The 20,270-nt window shown below is 59.5% G+C and carries 23 protein-coding genes; 6 read left to right on the forward strand and 17 right to left on the reverse strand.

Annotation, left to right across the window (positions count from 1 at the left end):
- Nucleotides 1-8 precede the first annotated feature (8 nt).
- Genes AC0J41_RS22260 through AC0J41_RS22270 form a run of 3 tightly spaced genes read right to left on the reverse strand, consistent with a single transcriptional unit; the run spans nt 9 to nt 1,638 of the window.
- On the reverse strand, nt 9-722 hold the full coding sequence (locus AC0J41_RS22260) for a PilW family protein (protein WP_025108792.1): 714 nt from the start codon (nt 720-722) through the stop codon (nt 9-11).
- A complete protein-coding gene (gene pilV / locus AC0J41_RS22265; protein WP_025108791.1) occupies nt 719-1,168 on the reverse strand; it encodes a type IV pilus modification protein PilV in 450 nt (149 codons plus the stop codon). The genes AC0J41_RS22260 and pilV overlap by 4 nt, the downstream gene beginning before the upstream one ends.
- Entirely contained in the window at nt 1,165-1,638 is a 474-nt protein-coding gene (locus AC0J41_RS22270; RefSeq protein WP_473013628.1) for a GspH/FimT family pseudopilin, read from the reverse strand. Before AC0J41_RS22270 ends, pilV begins: the two co-directional genes overlap by 4 nt.
- A 130-nt stretch (nt 1,639-1,768) precedes the next feature.
- Here AC0J41_RS22270 and AC0J41_RS22275 point away from each other — a divergent pair, with 130 nt between their 5' ends.
- Nucleotides 1,769-2,338, forward strand: a complete 570-nt coding sequence (locus AC0J41_RS22275) for a GspH/FimT family pseudopilin (RefSeq protein WP_473013629.1) — start codon at nt 1,769-1,771, stop codon at nt 2,336-2,338.
- Here the strand turns inward: AC0J41_RS22275 and ispH are convergent.
- From ispH to murJ, 6 genes are all read right to left on the reverse strand, one after another.
- Nucleotides 2,295-3,239, reverse strand: coding sequence for a 4-hydroxy-3-methylbut-2-enyl diphosphate reductase (gene ispH, locus AC0J41_RS22280; RefSeq protein ID WP_025108788.1), 945 nt, complete (start codon nt 3,237-3,239; stop codon nt 2,295-2,297). The genes AC0J41_RS22275 and ispH overlap by 44 nt on opposite strands.
- Before the next feature lie 155 nt (nt 3,240-3,394).
- On the reverse strand, nt 3,395-3,832 hold the full coding sequence (gene fkpB, locus AC0J41_RS22285) for an FKBP-type peptidyl-prolyl cis-trans isomerase (RefSeq protein WP_174245140.1): 438 nt from the start codon (nt 3,830-3,832) through the stop codon (nt 3,395-3,397).
- A 7-nt stretch (nt 3,833-3,839) separates the two neighbouring features.
- A complete protein-coding gene (gene lspA, locus AC0J41_RS22290; RefSeq protein WP_025108787.1) occupies nt 3,840-4,352 on the reverse strand; it encodes a signal peptidase II in 513 nt (170 codons plus the stop codon).
- Nucleotides 4,345-7,176, reverse strand: a complete 2,832-nt coding sequence (ileS, locus tag AC0J41_RS22295) for an isoleucine--tRNA ligase (RefSeq protein WP_473013630.1) — start codon at nt 7,174-7,176, stop codon at nt 4,345-4,347. The genes lspA and ileS overlap by 8 nt, the downstream gene beginning before the upstream one ends.
- A gap of 13 nt (nt 7,177-7,189) precedes the next feature.
- Complete coding sequence (gene ribF / locus AC0J41_RS22300) at nt 7,190-8,128, reverse strand: bifunctional riboflavin kinase/FAD synthetase (protein ID WP_003228347.1); 939 nt, start codon at nt 8,126-8,128, stop codon at nt 7,190-7,192.
- 129 nt (nt 8,129-8,257) lie between these two features.
- Nucleotides 8,258-9,796 (reverse strand): murein biosynthesis integral membrane protein MurJ, encoded by a 1,539-nt coding sequence (gene murJ, locus AC0J41_RS22305; RefSeq protein WP_025108785.1) that lies wholly within the window; start codon nt 9,794-9,796, stop codon nt 8,258-8,260.
- A gap of 252 nt (nt 9,797-10,048) precedes the next feature.
- Between murJ and rpsT the strand changes: the two genes are divergently transcribed.
- The gene (gene rpsT, locus AC0J41_RS22310) at nt 10,049-10,321 is read left to right on the forward strand and encodes a 30S ribosomal protein S20 (RefSeq protein ID WP_003228351.1); all 273 of its coding nucleotides are present in this window, start codon (nt 10,049-10,051) and stop codon (nt 10,319-10,321) included.
- Between the two features lie 182 nt (nt 10,322-10,503).
- On the opposite strand, the gene AC0J41_RS22315 is transcribed toward rpsT, so the two are convergent.
- From AC0J41_RS22315 to rplU, 5 genes are all read right to left on the reverse strand, one after another.
- Complete coding sequence (locus tag AC0J41_RS22315) at nt 10,504-10,971, reverse strand: CreA family protein (protein ID WP_025108784.1); 468 nt, start codon at nt 10,969-10,971, stop codon at nt 10,504-10,506.
- Between the two features lie 12 nt (nt 10,972-10,983).
- Nucleotides 10,984-12,102 carry a glutamate 5-kinase gene (gene proB, locus AC0J41_RS22320; RefSeq protein ID WP_025108783.1) on the reverse strand — a complete coding sequence of 373 codons (1,119 nt, stop codon included), beginning with the start codon at nt 12,100-12,102 and terminating at the stop codon, nt 10,984-10,986.
- A gap of 137 nt (nt 12,103-12,239) precedes the next feature.
- The gene (gene cgtA / locus AC0J41_RS22325) at nt 12,240-13,463 is read right to left on the reverse strand and encodes an Obg family GTPase CgtA (RefSeq protein WP_016773122.1); all 1,224 of its coding nucleotides are present in this window, start codon (nt 13,461-13,463) and stop codon (nt 12,240-12,242) included.
- A 192-nt stretch (nt 13,464-13,655) separates the two neighbouring features.
- On the reverse strand, nt 13,656-13,913 hold the full coding sequence (gene rpmA / locus AC0J41_RS22330; protein ID WP_003228360.1) for a 50S ribosomal protein L27: 258 nt from the start codon (nt 13,911-13,913) through the stop codon (nt 13,656-13,658).
- Nucleotides 13,914-13,948: 35 nt separating this feature from the next.
- Nucleotides 13,949-14,260 carry a 50S ribosomal protein L21 gene (rplU, locus tag AC0J41_RS22335; RefSeq protein ID WP_003228361.1) on the reverse strand — a complete coding sequence of 104 codons (312 nt, stop codon included), beginning with the start codon at nt 14,258-14,260 and terminating at the stop codon, nt 13,949-13,951.
- 241 nt (nt 14,261-14,501) lie between these two features.
- On the opposite strand from rplU, the gene AC0J41_RS22340 reads away from it, so the two are divergent.
- From AC0J41_RS22340 to AC0J41_RS22350, 3 genes are all read left to right on the forward strand, one after another.
- A complete protein-coding gene (locus AC0J41_RS22340; protein ID WP_007963807.1) occupies nt 14,502-15,470 on the forward strand; it encodes a polyprenyl synthetase family protein in 969 nt (322 codons plus the stop codon).
- 183 nt (nt 15,471-15,653) lie between these two features.
- Nucleotides 15,654-15,995: a zinc ribbon domain-containing protein YjdM gene (locus AC0J41_RS22345; RefSeq protein ID WP_025108781.1), complete on the forward strand. Its 342-nt coding sequence runs from the start codon at nt 15,654-15,656 to the stop codon at nt 15,993-15,995.
- 205 nt (nt 15,996-16,200) lie between these two features.
- Nucleotides 16,201-16,458 carry a PA4570 family protein gene (locus AC0J41_RS22350; protein ID WP_025108780.1) on the forward strand — a complete coding sequence of 86 codons (258 nt, stop codon included), beginning with the start codon at nt 16,201-16,203 and terminating at the stop codon, nt 16,456-16,458.
- A 132-nt stretch (nt 16,459-16,590) separates the two neighbouring features.
- On the opposite strand, the gene AC0J41_RS22355 is transcribed toward AC0J41_RS22350, so the two are convergent.
- The 3 genes from AC0J41_RS22355 to AC0J41_RS22365 all read right to left on the reverse strand — a co-directional run bounded on the left by AC0J41_RS22355 (nt 16,591) and on the right by AC0J41_RS22365 (nt 18,259).
- Nucleotides 16,591-17,208 carry an FKBP-type peptidyl-prolyl cis-trans isomerase gene (locus AC0J41_RS22355; RefSeq protein ID WP_007963802.1) on the reverse strand — a complete coding sequence of 206 codons (618 nt, stop codon included), beginning with the start codon at nt 17,206-17,208 and terminating at the stop codon, nt 16,591-16,593.
- Between the two features lie 121 nt (nt 17,209-17,329).
- On the reverse strand, nt 17,330-17,635 hold the full coding sequence (locus tag AC0J41_RS22360; RefSeq protein WP_025108779.1) for a DUF6482 family protein: 306 nt from the start codon (nt 17,633-17,635) through the stop codon (nt 17,330-17,332).
- Between the two features lie 135 nt (nt 17,636-17,770).
- The gene (locus AC0J41_RS22365) at nt 17,771-18,259 is read right to left on the reverse strand and encodes a TIGR00645 family protein (protein WP_025108778.1); all 489 of its coding nucleotides are present in this window, start codon (nt 18,257-18,259) and stop codon (nt 17,771-17,773) included.
- Between the two features lie 175 nt (nt 18,260-18,434).
- On the opposite strand from AC0J41_RS22365, the gene AC0J41_RS22370 reads away from it, so the two are divergent.
- Nucleotides 18,435-20,267: a hypothetical protein gene (locus tag AC0J41_RS22370; RefSeq protein ID WP_473013631.1), complete on the forward strand. Its 1,833-nt coding sequence runs from the start codon at nt 18,435-18,437 to the stop codon at nt 20,265-20,267.
- The last annotated feature ends 3 nt before the right edge of the window (nt 20,268-20,270 follow it).

Genomic DNA, 20,270 nt, shown 5'->3' on the forward strand with positions numbered 1-20,270 from the left:
CTCGGCCCTCACTGCAAGCGGTTGCGCAAAGCGGCAACCACGTTGAAGGTTTGATTGGCCACCCGGTTGTTCGGGTCGGTGAGGGTCAGGCTCAAACGCACACTGCGGATACGCGCCGGATCGCTGGGGTTGCTGCTGTAAGAGGACGCCGCGACATCGGTGGCGGACGTGGCCAGACCGAACATGACGGTGAACGTACTGACGTTGTTCACCAACACTTGTTGGGCCGGGGTGCCGCTGCCGGTGCCCATGAGGATCTGGTTGTTGCTGAAGCTGTAGATCAAACGGCGGATTGGAAAGGCGACCTGCCCGCTCGCTGCGGCTCGCAGCCCGGTATAGGCCGTGGCGCTGTTACGGCAATCGGAGACCACCGTCCACGTTGGTGTGCCGCCATTGCCGCCAACATCGGCGGTGACCAGGGTCAGCTTGAGGTTGCTGTTGTCCCAACTGATCGGGGTGATCTGCGCCGCATTGAAATCCCCCGCAGAACTCGCGTCGGTAATGGTGCCAAGGCAGCCGAACATGCCGACCATGCGCAGTTCCTGAATCATCTTGCTCAGCACAAAACGTGCGTCTTCCTGCATCGCTGCCGCCGTGTTCTGGCTGACGTAGGTGTTTTTCGCGGCGAGGAACGTCTGCACCACACCCAGCACCACGATCAGCCCGAGCGCCAGGGCGATGAGCATTTCGATCAGGCCGAAACCACGGTTGGAATGTTTCATGGCGTGGCCACCGGATCGACCGTGGCACGACTGCTCAGGACGAAACTGCGCGTGGTGCCCGTGGCATTCGCGGCCCGTGAGTCATTCCAGTTGATGGTGATGGTGTACACGCGCTGATTGAGGGTGATGGTGCCGGTGGCGGTCGGCCCGCCGAAATTGACGATGTTGGTGGTGAAGTCGTAGAGGTCCTGATCGCGGGCGACACTGAGGTTGCCCGAAGTCGGCGGCGTGACCGTGTAATCGGCGGCAGCGTTGGCGCGGATGCGGTCCATCATGTCGTAGGCGATGAAGCTCGCCTGGCTGGTCATCCGCGAGCTGTCGGTGTACTTCAGCGCATTCAGTTGAACGGCTGCCGCGCCCAATATTCCGACGGTCAGAATCAGCAACGCGACCAGTACTTCGATCAGCGACATGCCCTCCTGTGCTTGCGTACTCCCTGCCCTCATCCGCAACTTCCACCCAGTTGAATTCGTCCGTTCAGACACACGTTCAGCGTCCTGCTTTGCGTTCCCAGCACGTAACTGATGACCACCGCCGTCGACGGTGCCGCCAGACCGCCCAGATTGTTGAAATCCAGCGCGGTCACTCCTGAGGGTAGCGTCAGAGTCGCGCCGCTGCTCATCGCTGGAACAACCCGCAATACATTGGCCGGTGTGCCAGTACTGTCGTAGACCGACAACTCGCCGGTCCACACGCTGCCACCGGCGCTCGGCCGCAGCCGCGTGACCACGCAGCGATCGATCGCCTCCAGCCGCGCATAGTTGATGGCGCGTTGCAGGTCGCCCATTTCGGTGTCGGCCTTGCTGCTCTGGATCGAACGGGTGAACCCCGGCACCGCCAGGGTGATGAGGATCACCAACACGGCGACCGCGGCCAGCAGTTCGGGCAGCGTGAAACCTTTTGTACGATGATTCATCGATGCCCTCCGTTGCCGTCGGCTATACCTGCCTCTACAAACTAGAACATTCAACCGGCCTGCGCCGGTTGATTTGCCCTGCCCGGCGCAAGGATTGCGTCTGGCCTCATGCTTCAGGGAGGAAGTGCTCATGCCGCAACAGGGTTTCAGTCTGATTGAATTGCTTATGGGACTGGCGATTGGCGCGATTGTTCTGGCACTGGTCAGTCCGGCGTTTGCCGCCTTCACCGAATCGACTCATCGTGACCAGGCGGCCCAGTCGTTGCTCGACGGCATTCGCAATGCCCGCACGCAAGCCATCACACGCAATCAGAACGTGGTGATCCACGGCATCGACGGCGACTGGAGTCAGGGCTGGCGAATCATTCTGGACATCAGCGGCAAAGGGCCGCAGGACCGCGACAATCCCCTGCTACAGGAACAGGCAAGTGATGCGCGAATACCGATTGTCGGCAATTGGGCGGTGAGTCGTTACGTGCGGTTCAGCGGTCTGGGGCAACCGCTGATGCCCGGGCGGGCATTTCAGGCAGGAACGTTACATCTCTGCTCGGCACACGAGCCGGTCAGCCAACTCCAGGTGGTGCTGGCGGCGACCGGTCGGGTGCGCCTGACCCGGGAAAAAACCGGACAGGCGCTGTGCGAGAAAGCGAAAAGCGTCAAATCGAGCGAACGCGCAGTTCTTTCGGCATCGAGAACGTGATGTTCTCTTCGCGTCCGGCCAGTTCATCGGCACCGGTCGCGCCCCACGCCTGCAATTGCTGGATCACGCCGCGCACCAGCACTTCCGGCGCGGAAGCACCGGCGGTGATACCGATACGCTCGACGCCATCGAACCAGCTCTTCTGCAGGTCTTCGGCACCGTCGATCAGGTAGGCAGGGGTCGCCATGCGCTCGGCCAGTTCACGCAGGCGATTGGAGTTGGAGCTGTTCGGGCTGCCCACCACCAACACTACGTCGCACTCGTCAGCCAGTTGCTTGACCGCGTCCTGACGGTTTTGCGTGGCATAGCAGATGTCGTCCTTGCGCGGACCGCCGATGGCCGGGAAGCGCGAGCGCAGGGCATCGATGACTCGGCTGGTGTCGTCCATCGACAGGGTCGTCTGGGTAACAAACGCCAGTTTCTCCGGGTTGTGTACCTGCAATTCGGCGACGTCTTTCTCGTCTTCGACGAGGTAGATCGCGCCGCCATTGCTGGCGTCGTACTGGCCCATGGTGCCTTCGACTTCCGGGTGACCGGCGTGGCCGATCAGGATGCATTCGCGGCCGTCGCGGCTGTATTTCGCGACTTCGATGTGCACTTTGGTGACCAGTGGGCAAGTCGCGTCGAAGACTTTCAGGCCACGGCCTGCAGCCTCGGTACGCACGGCCTGGGACACGCCATGCGCACTGAAGATGACGATGACGTCGTCCGGCACCTGGTCCAGTTCTTCGACAAAGATCGCCCCGCGACTGCGCAGGTCTTCGACAACGAACTTGTTGTGCACCACTTCATGACGCACGTAGATCGGCGGCCCGAAGACTTCCAGGGCACGGTTGACGATTTCGATCGCCCGGTCCACGCCGGCGCAGAAGCCACGGGGGTTGGCGAGTTTGATTTGCATGCTGTGCCTCGTGTCTTGCGCGCGAAAAAACAGTGAATAACGACTGTGGGAGCGGGCTTGCTCGCGAAAGCGATAAGTCAGACAACATCGATGTTGAATGTCAGTCAGCATTCGCGAGCAAGCCCGCTCCCACATTTTTGACCACGTATGGTCAGTTACAGCGCTTTGACATTGATGATCTCGACGTCAAAGGTCAGCGTCTTGCCGGCCAGCGGGTGGTTGAAGTCGATGGTCACTTGCGTGTCGTCGAACTCTTTCACCACACCCGGCAGCTCAGTATTGGCCGCATCGTTGAAGATCACCAGCAAACCCGGCGACAGCTCCATGTCGACGAACTGCGAACGCGGAATGATCTGCACGTTCTGCGGGTTCGGCTGGCCGAACGCGTTTTCCGGCTCGACGGTCAGCGTGCGCTTGTCGCCGGCCTTGAAGCCGAACAGCGCGGCTTCGAAGCCCGGCAGCAGATTACCGTCGCCGACCTTGAAGGTCGCCGGGGCCTTGTCGAAGGTGCTGTCGACCGTGTCGCCGTTCTCCAGGCGCAATGCAAAGTGCAAGGTGACTTCCGTGTTCTGGCCGATGCGTTGCTCAGCCAATACCTGTTCAGTCATGAACGGCTTCTCCGGTTTTTTTACTTTTGAACATGTCCAGTGCCAGCATCACCGCGCCTACGCTGATGGCGCTGTCGGCGAAGTTGAACGCCGGGAAGTACCAGCGGTTCTGCCAGTGCACCAGAATGAAGTCGATCACATGGCCCAGAGCAATGCGGTCGTACAGATTGCCCAGCGCACCGCCCAGCACCAGCGCCAAGGCGACGGCCAGCCAGGTATCGTTGCGCCCCAAGCGCTTGAGCCAGACCACCAGCACCGCACTGACCACGATCGCAATCAGGGCGAACAGCCAGCGCTGCCAGCCGGAGCTGTCAGCCAGGAAGCTGAAGGCAGCGCCGGTGTTGTAAGCCAGGGTCCAGCTGAAGTAATCAGGAATGATCACGATCTGCTGGAACATTTCGAGCTTGTTTTCGAAGTAGAACTTGCTGGCCTGGTCGATGACCAGAACCAGCAAGCTCAACCACAGCCAGCTCAACCGTCCGAAACGGCCAACGGCATTAGGCATAGTGACGAACCTCGCCAGCGCCGCTGATGTTGTCGACGCAACGACCGCAGATTTCCGGATGCTCCGGGTTCACGCCGACGTCTTCGCGGCAGTGCCAGCAACGGGCGCACTTCGGGAAGGCCGACTTGACGATCTTCAGCTTCAGGCCGCTGACTTCAGTGGCCACCGCGTCTTCAGGCGCGCTGACAAAAGGCGCAACACTGGCGGTCAACGTGATCAGAACAAAGCGCAGCTCGTTGCTCAGCTTGGCCAGATCGGCGCTCAGCGCGTCTTCGGCGTACAGCGTCACTTCGGCTTGCAGGTTGCCACCGACGGCTTTGGCCGCACGCTGGATTTCCATCTCTTTGTTGACCGCTACTTTGACCGCCATCACGCGCTCCCAGTAGTCGCGGCCCAGTTCAACGTCGGCCGGCAGTTCAGTCAAACCTTCGTACCAGGTGTTGAGCATGACCGATTCGTTACGCTCGCCTGGCAGGTACTCCCACAGCTCATCGGCGGTGAAGGCGAGGATCGGCGCGATCCAGCGCACCAGCGCTTCGGAGATGTGGAACAGCGCGGTTTGGGCCGAACGGCGAGCCTTGCTGTTGGCGCCAGTGGTGTACTGACGGTCCTTGATGATGTCGAGGTAGAAACCACCCAGCTCCTGCACGCAGAAGTTGTGGATCTTGGAGTAGACGTTCCAGAAACGGTATTCGCCGTAGTGCTCTTGCAGCTCACGTTGCAGCAGCAAGGTGCGGTCTACCGCCCAGCGATCCAGTGCGAGCATTTCTTCAGCCGGCAGGATGTCGGTGGCCGGGTTGAAACCGCTCAGGTTCGAGAGCAGGAAGCGTGCGGTGTTGCGGATACGACGATAAGCGTCCGCACTGCGTTGCAGGATCTGGTCGGAAACGGCCATTTCACCGGAGTAGTCAGTCGAAGCGACCCACAGACGCATGATGTCGGCGCCCAGGGTGTCGTTGACTTTCTGCGGTGCGATCACGTTGCCCAGCGATTTGGACATCTTGCGGCCCGCTTCGTCGACGGTGAAACCGTGGGTCAGCAGTTCGCGGTATGGCGCGTGGTTGTCGATGGCGCAACCGGTCAGCAGCGACGAATGGAACCAGCCGCGGTGTTGGTCGGAACCTTCCAGGTACAGGTCGGCGCGTGGACCGGTCTCGTGACCCATCGGGTGCGAACCGCGCAGCACGTGCCAGTGCGTGGTGCCCGAGTCGAACCAGACGTCGAGGGTGTCGCTGATCTTGTCGTACAGCGGCGCTTCGTCGCCGAGCAGCTCGGCAGCGTCCATCTTGAACCAGGCTTCGATGCCTTCGACTTCAACGCGCTTGGCAACTTCTTCCATCAGTTCGACGGTGCGTGGGTGCAGCTCGCCGCTTTCCTTGTTGAGGAAGAACGGGATTGGCACGCCCCAGTTGCGCTGACGCGAGATGCACCAGTCCGGACGGTTGGCGATCATCGAGTGCAGGCGCGCCTGGCCCCAGGCCGGAACGAACTTGGTGTCTTCGATGGCTTTGAGCGAGCGCACACGCAGGGTGTCGCCGCTGGTTGGCTCTTTGTCCATGCCGATGAACCACTGCGCGGTGGCGCGGTAGATCAGCGGGGTCTTGTGACGCCAGCAGTGCATGTAGCTGTGTTCGATGACGGTGGTGTGCATCAACGCACCGACTTCGGTCAGCTTGTCGACGATGGCCGGGTTGGCCTTCCAGATGAACTGGCCGCCGAAGAATTCCAGCGACGGCACGTACACGCCGTTGCTCTGCACCGGATTGAGGATATCGTCGTTGACCATGCCGTACTTCTTGCAGGTCACGAAGTCGTCCACGCCGTAGGCCGGGGCGGAGTGAACCACACCGGTGCCGGCGCCCAGTTCGACGTAGTCAGCCAGGTACACCGGCGACAGGCGGTCGTAGAACGGGTGACGGAAGTTGATCAGTTCCAGTTCTTTACCGGTCGTGGTCGCGATGACCGAGCCTTCAACGCCATAGCGCGCCAGGCAGGCTTCAACCAGCTCTTCAGCCAGCACCAGCAGCTTGTCACCGATGTCGACCAGCGCGTAGTTGAATTCCGGGTGTACGTTCAGCGCCTGGTTGGCCGGGATGGTCCACGGGGTGGTGGTCCAGATCACGATCGAGGCAGGCTTGCCCAGCGACGGCAGACCGAACGCGGCAGCCAGTTTGGCCTCGTCAGCGATCGGAAAGGCAACGTCGATGGTCGAGGACTTCTTGTTCTCGTACTCGACTTCTGCTTCGGCCAGGGCCGAACCGCAGTCGAAGCACCAGTTCACAGGCTTGAGGCCCTTGAACACGAAACCGCCCTTGACGATTTCAGCCAAGGCGCGGATTTCACCGGCTTCGTTCTTGAAGTCCATGGTCTTGTACGGGTTGGCCCAGTCGCCCAGCACACCCAGACGGATGAATTCGGACTTCTGCCCTTCGATCTGCTCGGTAGCGTAGGCACGGCACAGCTCGCGGGTCTTGTCCGCGCCCAGGTTCTTGCCGTGGGTCACTTCAACCTTGTGCTCGATCGGCAGGCCGTGGCAGTCCCAACCCGGAACGTACGGCGCGTCGAAGCCCGACAGGGTCTTCGAGCGGATGATCATGTCCTTGAGAATCTTGTTCAGTGCGTGACCGATGTGGATCGTGCCGTTGGCGTACGGAGGGCCGTCGTGCAGGACGAACTTCGGACGATCCTTGCCAATCTCGCGCAACTTTCCGTACAGGCCAATACTGTCCCAGCGCTGCAGGATCTGCGGTTCGCGCTGTGGCAGGCCGGCCTTCATTGGGAAGGCGGTGTCCGGAAGGTTTAGCGTGGCTTTATAGTCGGTCATTTAAGGCTCTTCATTAGCGATGGGCGCTAGGTGCGGCTAGTGCACGGGCGGCGGCGACATCCGCGTTGATCGCCGTTTTCAGTGCCTCCAGAGAGGCGAAGCGCTGCTCTTCACGCAGCTTTTGGTGGAAAACCACCGTCAAACGCCGGTCATACAGATCGCCGGCAAAATCTAAAAGATGGACCTCAAGGTGGGCTTTGCCATCACCTTGTACCGTAGGCCGTACGCCGATATTGGCGACGCCGGGCCAGGTCTTGCCGTCGATGTCGACATCCACCAGATACACCCCGGTGAACGGCACGCGACGACGCTTGAGTTGAATGTTGGCAGTGGGCGTACCCAGTTGCCGGGCCAGTTTCTGGCCATGCAGCACGCGACCGGCGATCCGGTACGGGCGGCCAAGCAGGCGTTCGGCCAAGGCAAAGTCAGCAGCGGCCAACGCGTTGCGCACCTGGGTGCTGCTGACGCGAATGCCGTCCAGCTCGACGGTTTGCGCGGCTTCCACGGTGAAACCATGGACTTGTCCGGCCTGCAGCAGGAAATCGAAATCACCGAGGCGGTCGCAGCCAAAACGGAAGTCGTCGCCGACTTCCAGATGCTGAACGCCGAGACCGTCCACCAGGATGGTATCGACGAACTCGCTGGCGCTGAGCTTGCTCAAGCGCTGGTTGAACGCCAGGCACAGGACCCGGTCCACGCCTTCGGCGGCCAGCAGCTGCAGCTTGTCGCGCAACCGGGCCAGACGTGCCGGCGCAGTCTCGGGGGCAAAGAATTCCCGCGGCTGCGGCTCGAAAATCACCACGCAGCTGGGTACGCCCAACTCGAGCGCACGCTCACGCAGCCGGGCCAGGATAGCCTGGTGACCACGGTGAACACCGTCAAAGTTGCCAATAGTGGCGACGCAGCCCCGATGCTGGGGGCGCAAGTTGTGGAGGCCTCGAACCAGCTGCATAACGCGCTTCTTGCTCATAAAGTGGTCGATTATAACCACACCCGGCGGTCGACGACAGGCAACACCGTAACGCAAAGTGATCGAGCCGACAAAACTGCCGGCCCATGCCCGTTTATAAAGGGTGAAACCTCAGCTCAAGGCCTTGCGATTGAAGTCCCGCAGGCGGAAACCGAGCAGCAGCAACATACCGAAGTAAGCCACGACACCGGCAACCACCAGCGCCCCCAGACGCAGGAAGCGCTCAAGCATGTGCCCCTGATCCCAGGCCGGCATGAAATGCATGCCGAGCAACAGTACCGCCGACATCACCGCCACGGCTACGACCAACTTGAATCCGAACATGTACCAGCCCGGTTGCGGCTGATACATCTGTTGCTTGCGCAGTTGATAGAACAGCAACCCCGCATTGAGGCAGGCGCCAGCACTGATCGCCAGCGCCAGACCGGCGTGGGCCAGCGGGCCGATCAACACCAGGTTGAACAGCTGGGTGACGATCAGGGTGAAAATTGCGATTTTTACCGGTGTGCGGATGTTCTGTTGCGCATAAAAGCCCGGCGCCAGGACCTTGATCACGATAATCCCCAGCAGACCGACAGAATAGGCAATCAGTGCACGCTGGGTCATGGAAGCATCAAAGGCGCTGAACTGGCCGTACTGGAACAGCGACACAGTCAGCGGTTCGGCGAGAATCCCCAGTGCCAGCGCACACGGCAGCACCAGCACGAAGCACAGGCGCAGGCCCCAGTCGAGGATCCGCGAGTACTCGTGGCGATCCTTGCTGGCGTAAGTCTTTGCCAATGTCGGCAGCAGGATCGTGCCCAGCGCCACGCCGAGTACGCCGGACGGCAGCTCCATCAAACGGTCGGCGTAATACATCCACGACACCGAACCGGCCACCAGGAACGAGGCGAAGATGGTGTTGATGATCAACGAAATCTGGCTGACCGAGACGCCGATGATCGCCGGCAGCATCTGCTTCATCACCCGCCAGACGCCGGTATCGCGCAGGTTCAGGCGTGGCAGCACCAGCATGCCGATCTTTTTCAGGTGCGGCAGTTGATAGAGCAACTGCGCCAGACCGCCGACCAGTACCGCCCAGCCCAGAGCCATGACCGGCGGATCGAAATACGGCGTCAGGAACAGTGAAAACACAATCATGCTGACGTTGAGCAGGGTCGGCACAAAGGCCGGCACCGAAAAGCGGTTCCAGGTGTTGAGAATCGCCCCGGCCAGCGAGGACAGGGAGATCAGCAATATATAAGGGAACGTCACCCGCAACAGATCGGAGGTGAGCTGGAATTTTTCCGGCGTATCGGTAAAACCGGGGGCCGTGGCCCAGATCACCCACGGCGCGGCGATCATGCCCAGCGCCGTGACCAGCGCCAGCACCAGGGTCAGCAGACCGGAAACGTAGGCGATAAAGGTACGAGTGGCCTCTTCGCCCTGCTGATTTTTGTATTCCGCCAGAATTGGCACAAATGCCTGCGAGAACGCCCCTTCGGCGAAGATTCGCCGCAGCAGGTTAGGCAGCTTGAAGGCAATAAAGAAGGCGTCCGTCGCCATTCCGGCGCCGAATGTACGGGCAATGAGCGTGTCACGGACGAACCCGAGAATCCGGGAAAGCATCGTGATAGAGCTGACGGCGGCCAACGATTTGAGCAGATTCATTGAGGGAATGTGTGCCTGTCGATAAACAGCAGGCGAACAATGCGCCTACTTGTGCGATACTCTGCGCCGCAACAGCACAGAGCCAAAGCTCGCGAGTTTACAGGTCAAGCGCCGGAAATAAATATCCCGCCTCTTTACACCTACCACTTAGCGGAACGTTTCAAGCGCCCTTGACAAGACTTCTCTTCATCGGCATGATTCGCGGCCTATTTTGTTTGCTATTTCCTAAAAAGTCTTTCGAGGAGCTCGACGGTGGCCAACTCACCTTCCGCCAAAAAACGTGCAAAACAGGCTGAGAAGCGTCGCAGCCACAACGCCAGCCTGCGTTCCATGGTTCGTACCTACATCAAGAATGTAGTTAAAGCCATCGACGCAAAAGACGCTGAAAAAGCTCAAGCTGCATACGTTCTGGCTGTGCCAGTTATCGACCGTATGGCCGATAAAGGCATCATCCACAAGAACAAGGCTGCTCGTCATAAGAGCCGTCTGAATGGCCACGTCAAGGCACTGAAAGAAGCTGCTTAATCGACGTAGTCATTAAAAAGCCGACCTTAGGGTCGGTTTTTTATTGCCTGTGATTTAACAAATCCAGCGCAAAAAAATGTAGGAGTGAGCCTGCTCGCGATAGCGGTTAGACAGACAAATATTTGCTGACTGACACACCCCTATCGCGAGCAGACTCACTCCTACAGTTGGTTTTTGCGGTGTTATTGCTGGACCGGCACCCACGGCAGAATCGGGATTGCGGTCACCGCGTTCTGCGGACTACCCTCGATCACGCGATCGCTATAGACCAAGTACACCAGCGTATTGCGCTTCTTGTCGAGGAATCGCACCACCTGCATGGTCTTGAACACCAGCGACGTGCGCTCCTTGAACACCTCGTCACCGTCTTTCAGTTCGCCCTTGAACTTGATCGGACCAACCTGACGACAAGCAATGGAAGCCTCGGCACGATCTTCCGCCAACCCCAGACCACCTTTCACCCCGCCCGTCTTGGCGCGCGACAGATAGCACGTCACGCCATCAACCTTTGGATCATCAAAGGCCTCGACCACGATCCGGTCATTCGGACCGACAAACTTGAACACCGTCGACACCTGACCGATTTCCTCGGCCGAGGCCAGCAATGGCAACGCCATCAGCAGACCCAACAATCCTTTTGCCATGCGCATCGCGTTTTTTCCCTAGACCAGAATCAGGTTGTCACGGTGAACCAGTTCCGGTTCAGCCATGTAGCCCAGCACGCCGACAATCGCATCCGACGACTGACCGATGATCTTTTGCGCTTCCAAGGCGCTGTAGTTGGCCAGGCCACGGGCGATCTCACGACCATCCGGCGCCACACAGACCACCATTTCGCCACGACGGAAACTGCCTTGCACCAGCTTCACGCCGACCGGCAGCAGACTCTTGTTGCCCTGCGATAACGCCGACACCGCCCCCTCATCGAGCACCAGCGTGCCGCGGGTTTGCAGATGACCAGCCAGCCATTGCTTGCGCGCCGCCAGCATGCCGCGCTCAGGCGACAGCAGAGTGCCGATGCGCTCGCCAGCCTTCAGGCGATCGAGCACTCGCTCCAGGCGACCACCGACGATGATCGTATGCGCCCCGGAACGCGCCGCCAGACGCGCCGCACGCAACTTGGTCTGCATGCCGCCACGCCCCAGCGCACCACCGGTACCGCCCGCCACCGCATCCAGAGCCGGATCATCGGCACGCGCCTCATAAATCAGCTGCGCGTCGGGGTTATTGCGCGGATCGGCATCGAACATGCCGTCGCGATCCGTGAGAATCACCAACAGATCCGCCTCGACCAGGTTAGCCACCAGCGCCGCCAGCGTGTCGTTGTCACCGAAACGAATTTCATCAGTGACCACGGTGTCGTTTTCGTTGATCACCGGGATGACTTTCAGCTCAACCAGGGCGCGCAGCGTACTGCGAGCATTCAGGTAACGCTTGCGATCGGACAGGTCGTCGTGAGTCAGGAGAATCTGCGCAGTGTGCCGGCCATGCTCGGCAAAGCTCGATTCCCAGGCCTGCACCAGCCCCATCTGGCCGATTGCAGCAGCGGCCTGGAGCTCGTGCATCGCACTGGGTCGTGCGGTCCAGCCCAGACGGCTCATGCCGGCAGCCACTGCACCGGAAGACACCAGCACCAGCTCAACGCCCGCCTCATGCAGGGCCACCATCTGCTCGACCCAGACACCCATTGCCTTGCGATCCAGCCCCTTGCCGTCCGCCGTCAGCAAAGCGCTGCCGATCTTCACGACCCAACGCTGCGCACCTGTCACTTTGCTCCGCATCATCTTCAACCTTAGCTTGAGGACAGCGCGACCCAGCGCTGCCCGTGACGTTAATCGTGGCTATTGGTGACCAACGATCGATTTCCAGATACCAAAACGCCGCTCGATTGAGCGGCGCTTAAGTTTACTGCAACGAATCAGTCGCGCACGTAAATGATTTCCGGACCGTCTTCATCATCCACATCTTCTTCGTCCCAGTCATCGTCGCCGATGTCATGGACCGACTTCACGCCACTGCGACGCAGCGCACGCTTGTCATCCAGCGCCTGCAACTGCGCACGGGCTTCGTCTTCGATGCGTTGATCGAGATCGGCCAGCTCTTCTTTGTAGGCAGGATCTGCCGCCAGACGATCAGCACGGTCTTCCATGTAACGCATGATGTCGTGACACAGACGCTCGGTACCGATCTTGGCGATCGCCGAAATCACGTAGACCGGGCCAGTCCACTCCAGGCGATCAACGATCTCCTTGACGCGAGCATCGTGCTCTTCTTCAAGGATCTGGTCGCACTTGTTCAGCACCAGCCAGCGATCACGCTCAGCCAGGGACGGGCTGAACTTGATCAGCTCGTTGACGATCACTTCTGCAGCGTCTGGCGCACTGCTGTCATCCAGCGGCGCCATGTCGACAAGGTGCAGCAGCAGACGCGTACGCGCCAAGTGCTTGAGGAAGCGAATACCCAGGCCGGCACCATCAGAAGCGCCTTCGATCAGACCCGGAATGTCGGCGATGACGAAGCTTTTCCAGCGATCGACGCTGACCACACCCAGGTTCGGCACCAGCGTGGTGAACGGGTAGTCGGCAACTTTCGGCTTGGCCGCCGACACCGAACGAATAAAGGTACTTTTACCGGCGTTCGGCAAGCCCAACAGACCGACATCAGCCAGCACTTTCATTTCCAGCTTCAGGTCGCGCTGCTCACCCGGCTTGCCCGGCGTGGTCTGACGCGGCGCACGGTTGGTACTGGATTTGAAGCGAGTGTTGCCCAGACCGTGCCAACCGCCCTGCACCACCATCAGTTTCTGGCCGGCCTTGGTCAGGTCGCCGATCACTTCCTGAGTGGCAGAGTCGATCACCGTGGTACCGACCGGTACACGCAGGATCAGATCTTCACCCTTCTTGCCGGTGCAGTCGGTGCTGCCACCGTTGGAGCCACGCTCAGCATCGAAGTGCCGGGTGTAACGGTAGTCGACCAGGGTGTTGAGGTTTTCGTCAGCCATCATGTAGATGGAACCGCCGTCACCGCCATCACCGCCGTTCGGACCACCGTTTTCGATGAATTTTTCCCGACGGAAACTCATGGCGCCATTGCCGCCGTCACCAGCCTTTACGCGAATCGATACTTCATCAACAAACTTCATAACCAACGCCTCTCGCCATACGGACGAGCCGAAAAACAATCAAGACATAAGACTCTTGCAAAAATGAGCGCAGCGACCCCAAACACGACCTGCATCGCACGCCGACAGCCCATACAAACAGTTTTGCAAGAGACTCACCCCACAAACGAAAAAGCCCCGTCGCAAGACAGGGCTCTTCCAGCGATCTCGCGATTAAGCCGCGACAACGCTCACGTAACGACGACCGAAGGCGCCTTTTACTTCAAACTTGATCACGCCTTCGATTTTCGCGAAGAGGGTGTGATCTTTACCCATGCCAACGCCGTAGCCAGCGTGGAATTGGGTGCCGCGCTGACGCACGATGATGTTGCCGGCCTTGATGACCTGGCCGCCATACATCTTCACGCCAAGGCGTTTGGCTTCTGAGTCGCGACCGTTACGGGTACTACCACCAGCTTTTTTGTGTGCCATGAGTTCAATTCTCCTAGTGAGGAATTAGGCTGTAATTAAGCCTGAATACCGGTGATTTTGATCTCGGTGAACCACTGGCGGTGGCCCATACGCTTCATGTGGTGCTTACGGCGACGGAACTTGATGATGCGGACTTTATCGTGACGACCTTGGGAGATCACTTCAGCCTTGACGGTTGCGCCAGCAACAACAGGTGCGCCGATGTTCACGTCGTCGCCATTGGCGACCAGCAGAACGCGGTCAAAAGTCACGGATTCGCCAGTAGCGACTTCCAGTTTTTCGATCTTCAGGTATTCACCTTCAGCGACCTTGTATTGCTTACCGCCGGTAACGATTACTGCGTACATGGTATTTCTCCGATAATCCTGCTCACCCAGCTCTTTATAAGAAGAGGTATTGGCTGGCATGGCTGCATGGGGCTGGAACGGCCCAAGTGCAATTGCGTAAGGCAGGTGCTGCCCAGGAAGTTCAGGGTGCGCGATTGTACGCAAGCTGCCGCAGCCATGCAAGTGGCCGTCCATCGCGCCTTGACAGGCCCGGGTGGGGGTCCTAGCATGCCGCGCAACCCTTCTGGAGCAACTGTCGCTGATGCAACCCCAAGCTTTCTACCGCGCGGTGGCGGACGATTTTAGCGCCGTCGACGGCATCATCAAGAAGCAGCTGACTTCCCGAGTGCCGCTGGTATCGAAAATCGGCGATTACATCACCTCGGCCGGTGGCAAACGCCTGCGTCCTTTATTGGTGCTGCTGTGTGGCAAGGCGCTGGGCCGCGAAGGCGACGACCTGCGTCTGCTGGCCGCCACCATCGAGTTCCTGCACACCGCGACCCTGCTGCATGACGACGTGGTCGACATGTCCGGCATGCGCCGCGGCCGTTCGACCGCCAACGCCATGTGGGGCAATGCCCCAAGCGTACTGGTCGGCGACTTCCTGTACTCGCGCTCGTTCGAAATGATGGTCGAACTGGGTTCGATGCCGGTGATGAAGATCCTGTCCCAGGCCACGCGCATCATCGCCGAAGGCGAAGTGTTGCAACTGTCCAAGGTGCGCGACGCCAGCACCACCGAAGAAACCTACATGGAGGTCATCCGCGGCAAGACCGCGATGCTCTTCGAAGCCTCGACCCACAGCGCTGCGGCGCTGGCCGGTGCCACCGCCGAGCAGAGCGAAGCCCTGCGTACTTTCGGTGACCACCTGGGCGTCGCGTTCCAACTGGTCGACGACCTGCTCGACTACAAGGGCGACGCCGAAACCCTGGGCAAGAACGTCGGTGACGACCTGGCCGAAGGCAAGCCGACCCTGCCGCTGATCTACACCATGCGCGAAGGCACCCCTGAACAGGCTGCCCTGGTGCGCCAGGCGATCCAGAAAGGCGGGATCGAAGACCTCGAAAGCATCCGCATCGCCGTGGAAGCCTCGGGTTCGCTGGAGTACACCGCACAACTGGCCCGCGATTACGTGGCCCGTGCGATCAAGTGCCTCGACGCGCTGCCGGCCAGCGAATACCGCGATGCACTGGTGGAACTGAGCGAGTTTGCGGTCGCCCGCACGCACTGATCCGCCTTCTGTGGGAGCGGGCTTGCTCGCGAAAGCAACCTGTCATTCAACATCACTGTTGACTGACACACCGCCTTCGCGAGCAAGCCCGCTCCCACAGTTGTTTCTGCGATACGCCCTCCCGCCGCAAAAACCTTATACAATGTGCGACTTTTAGCGAACCACATCCCTCAAGGAGTCTTAGTGAGCACGTTGCCACCCTGCCCGAAATGCAATTCCGAATACACCTACGAAGACGGCGCCCAACTGATCTGCCCTGAATGCGCCCACGAATGGTCGGCCAGCGGCGAAGCCGAAGTGGCGTCAGATGATGCCGTGAAGAAAGATTCGGTCGGCAACGTCCTGCAGGATGGCGACACCATCACCGTGATCAAGGACCTGAAGGTCAAGGGCACCTCGCTGGTGGTCAAGGTCGGCACCAAGGTCAAGAACATCCGCCTGTGCGATGGCGACCACGACATCGACTGCAAGATCGACGGCATCGGCCCGATGAAGCTCAAGTCCGAGTTCGTCAGAAAAGTCTGATTCTGCTGTCAGCCATCCCGCGCCCGGCGCGGGATGGTGTTTCGCCCTCCTCGCTTTGCCCCCGCATATACGCGTAATAGCCAGAAGCCAGCCGTTTTGACCTTACGCAATCTTTACCCGGAAAAAATCGCAATCCGCCAATAGGCACTTGCTATTTGACGAATAAGAATTATTCTCATTGAAACCTTTCAAGGAGAAGATACCCATGACTTATTTGATCGACGCCTGGCTGGATCGCCCACACCCGTACCTCAGAATCCTGCATCGGGAAACCGGAGAGGTCTGTGCGGTACTGGAAGAAGAAGCCCTGCATGAGTTGCAGGATCAAGGCGATCTGGACGTCAGCAGCCTGAATTCCAGCGAACCGCTGGTGCTCAAGGAGCTGGTGCGCAATCTGTTCCTGTTCTGCTATGCCCGGGCGTTGCGCCCGACCAGTGAGCTGCATCACAAGATCGAAGTATGAAATACGGTAAAAACTGTAGGAGTGAGCCTGCTCACGAGAGCAGTGTGTCAGCCAGCTGAGCAGTCGACTGACAACACGCCATCGCGAGCAGGCTCACGCCTGCATTAGCCCGCCATCAAGGCAGGCCCGGGATTACAGAACGTCCAGCAGCTCGACGTCGAATACCAGAACGCTGTGCGGCGGGATGCTGCCAACGCCTTGAGCGCCGTAAGCCAGCTCGCTCGGCACGTACAGGCGCCATTTGCTGCCGGCATTCATCAGTTGCAGGGCCTCGGTCCAGCCGGCGATCACGCCGCCAACCGGGAACTCTGCAGGCTGGCCACGATCGTAGGAGCTGTCGAATACAGTGCCGTCGATCAGCATGCCGTGGTAGTGAGTACGCACGGTGTCTTCACGGGATGGCTTGGCGCCTTCGCCTTGGGTCAGCACTTCGAATTGCAGACCGGAAGCCAGGGTGGTAATGCCTTCTTTCTTGGCGTTTTCAGCCAGGAAAGCACGGCCTTCGCCTGCAGCGGCTTCAGCTTTGGCGGCGGCTTCGGCTTGCATGATCTCGCGGATCACTTTGAAACTGGCGGACATCTCTTCCTGACCCACACGGCTTTCCTTGCCGGCGAACGCGTCGGTCAGGCCGGCCAGGATGGCGTCCAGGCTAACGCCCGGTGGCGGGTTGTCGCGCAACTGGTCACCCAGCTGACGGCCGATGCCGTAGCTGACGCGGGTTTCGTCGGTGGACAGATTTACTTCGGACATGACACTGCTCCGCTGTGCGGACGGCCACAGGACTTGCCGTGCGTGCACAGCGCGTCCCGGCGCGCCCGGAACCAAAAGGGCGAGCAGACTAGCACAGATGCCCGGTGATGGGGCGCAAGGCCTACAGGGCCGAGCGCCAGGCAAGCGGCACTTTCAGGCTTTCATCAACGCTGCCGCCCAGACCGCACATTTCATCGTGTACCGAGGTGTGTACAAGGTTGAACGGCAGCACCGGAAAGTTATGCAGCACATCGCGCGCATGCTCCACCGAACGCAACTTCAGCATCTCGCCCTTGAGATCACTCAGCGGATACGCCGCCCCATGCATTCGCGCCTCGAGCAGATAAATCCCGCCCTCCATGGAGATCAGGTTCAGCTCATCGACCTTTCTGGCGATGGCAAACGCATTCAACTCTTGCAGGTTCATGAACGCACCTCGTGCGGTGGCGAGCCAAGACCTTTACAGGGATATGCCCGCGCGCACCAAAGCACAAGCCACAAACGACACCGCCCGTCTGTTTCACAACAGACGGGCGGTATTTTTGCAGCGATCAATCGTTGATCAGTGCTTGGTGACCTTGTCCAGGTAACCCATGGCGAACGCCGAGATCACGAAGGTCATGTGGATGATCACGTACCACATCAGGTGTTCGGGATCGACGTTTTTGGCGTCCATGAAAATCCGCAGCAGGTGGATCGAGGAAATTGCCACGATCGAGGCCGCCACTTTCATCTTCAGCGACGAAGAGTCCATGGTGCCCAGCCAGTTGAGCTTTTCCTTGCTGTCGTCGATGTCCAGCTGCGAGACGAAGTTTTCGTAGCCGGAAATCATCACCATCACCAGCAGGCCGCCGACCAGCGCCATGTCGATCAGCGACAGCAGCACCAGAATCAGGTCCGATTCGGCCATCGAGAACACGTTGGGGATGACGTGGAAGACTTCCTGGAAAAATTTCAGTGCCAGCGCCAGCAACCCGAGGGACAGGCCGAAGTAGATCGGCGCCAACAGCCAGCGCGAGGCGTACATTGCGTTTTCGAAAAAGCGTTCCATTGAATCTCACACAAGGGGGTTGTAATCGGGGGCGAGTATAACAGTCACCTGTGACAGCCAGAAACCGCCCGGCTTGCACCTCCAATCACCGCAACCTGCGTGTGTGTATGTGATTTTTTTTCTGCTACTGTCCAAACCATTGACCGCCTAGCGAAAGTGGACAGGACGACTGGAAATGGATGTGCGATTGCCGTTGACGACTGCCGGAATTTGCCTCGTTCTGATGCTGGGTGGCTGCTCTCCCGGCGAAGAGAAAAAGCCTGCGGTCAGCCTCGAAGCCAAGACAGCGACGTTCGAACATTCACTGGACGCCATCACCGATCCGAAACTCAAGGATGCCGTGACAGAGCTCGGCGGTTCGCTGCTGCTGCTCGAACGCGCACAGCTCAAACTCGACAGCACACCGCTGAAAACCATCTACGGCGAAGACACCCTCGGCATCCTCAAACACTACCCTTCCCCACAGGCGCTGGTCGACACCTTCATCAACGGCCTGTTCGTACTGCACAAGGACGCCAGTTCCGACTACCTCACCGACCTGCAACCGGTATTCCCCTTCAATCTCAATATTCCCGGTGGCTTTCTGTTTCCCCATGGCGTGGAATGGCAGTCGGTGACGCTGAGCAACAAACGCGTGATTGCCTATCAACCGGAGTGGTCGGAAACCGATCCAGGCATCCAGTTGAGCCCATCCAGCTCCAACGTCAACAACCCCGATGACCTGACCGTGACCTACCCATTCATCGAGGGCCTGGACGTGGACAGGAAGAGCCAGCCGCAACCGGTGAGCCTGCAAGGCAAAGTTGAAGTCATCGCGCCGCGCCGCCTGGTCAGCTTCGACCTGAGTCAGAAGGACGTCGGCCAGACCCGCACCGATGACAACCTCAGCGTCACCCTGCTGAAGCTTGCAAAGAACTACGCCGAAGTCGAATTCAGCAATAATCAGCCATTGGCCCCCGAGGTCGAGGGGGCTCAGCTCAACCCGCTGATCGTTCAGGCCCGTGACACCACCGGGCAATACCTGGTGCGTGCCGGTTCGATCAACGAGAGCCCGGCACAAGTGACCTTCTATGAAAAACAACTGGCGTATCTGCAACAGCAGAAAACCTGGAGCGATACCCTGGAAAAACAGCTGGAGGACGAACAGCACGCCTTCGAGCAGCAGCATCCGCGCCGTTACAACAAGGTCTATTTCAGCGGCCCTATCGATACTCTGGAAGTCAGCGTGCTCGACTTCTCCTCGGCGACCGTGACCCGCAAGGCGCTGGATCTGCCAGTGCGCACCTTCAGTCAGCACACCACGGACAAAGCCATCCAGCCGCTGGACCCGGCGGTGGTGGTCTATGACGATCTGGCACCGAACTGGCTCAAGGGTGCGAGCCTCACTGAAGAAGAGCTGAAGGCCGGCATCCGCATCCATCAATCCGTGGAGGAGCCCAGCGCTGCGCGTATCGAGTTCTCCCACCGACGCACCTTCAACGATGAATTGCTCGGCGATGACTTCAGCCCCGGCGACAGCCCGGTGACGTTTTTCACCGAAAAACGCAGTGGCAAACTCGATGAGCCGATCGAACTGCCGCCCGAGGCGTATCAGGTCGATCCGCTGCAGGCGACCATCACTTACGATTTGAATCTGTTCCCGGAAACCCCGGCGATAGCCGTGGGCTCGATGCCGTTGTTTCTCGCCACCGTGGACAAGAAAACCTACGACGCCAAGTCACTGCCCAAAGGCCTGGAGATCAAGAACAACACGCTTGTTGTGGACCTGAAACTGTTCCCGGCCAACGCCTGGCGATTCTTCGTCAAGGACGACAGTGGCAACTACCTGAAACAGATTCTCTCGGTCAGCCACGACGCGAGTGCAGAAGGCCCGGCACTGTTCGGCGTGCATTACTTCTATGGCCGTCCAACGCACGTGGAGACCTATCAGCGAACCGACCTCAATACCGTGCAATACGGCTTTGAGGTCAAGCTCGACAAGGCGCAGCAGACCGACACCGCGCCGTGATCA

This window comes from Pseudomonas sp. Arb-4-2C (assembly GCF_055755015.1).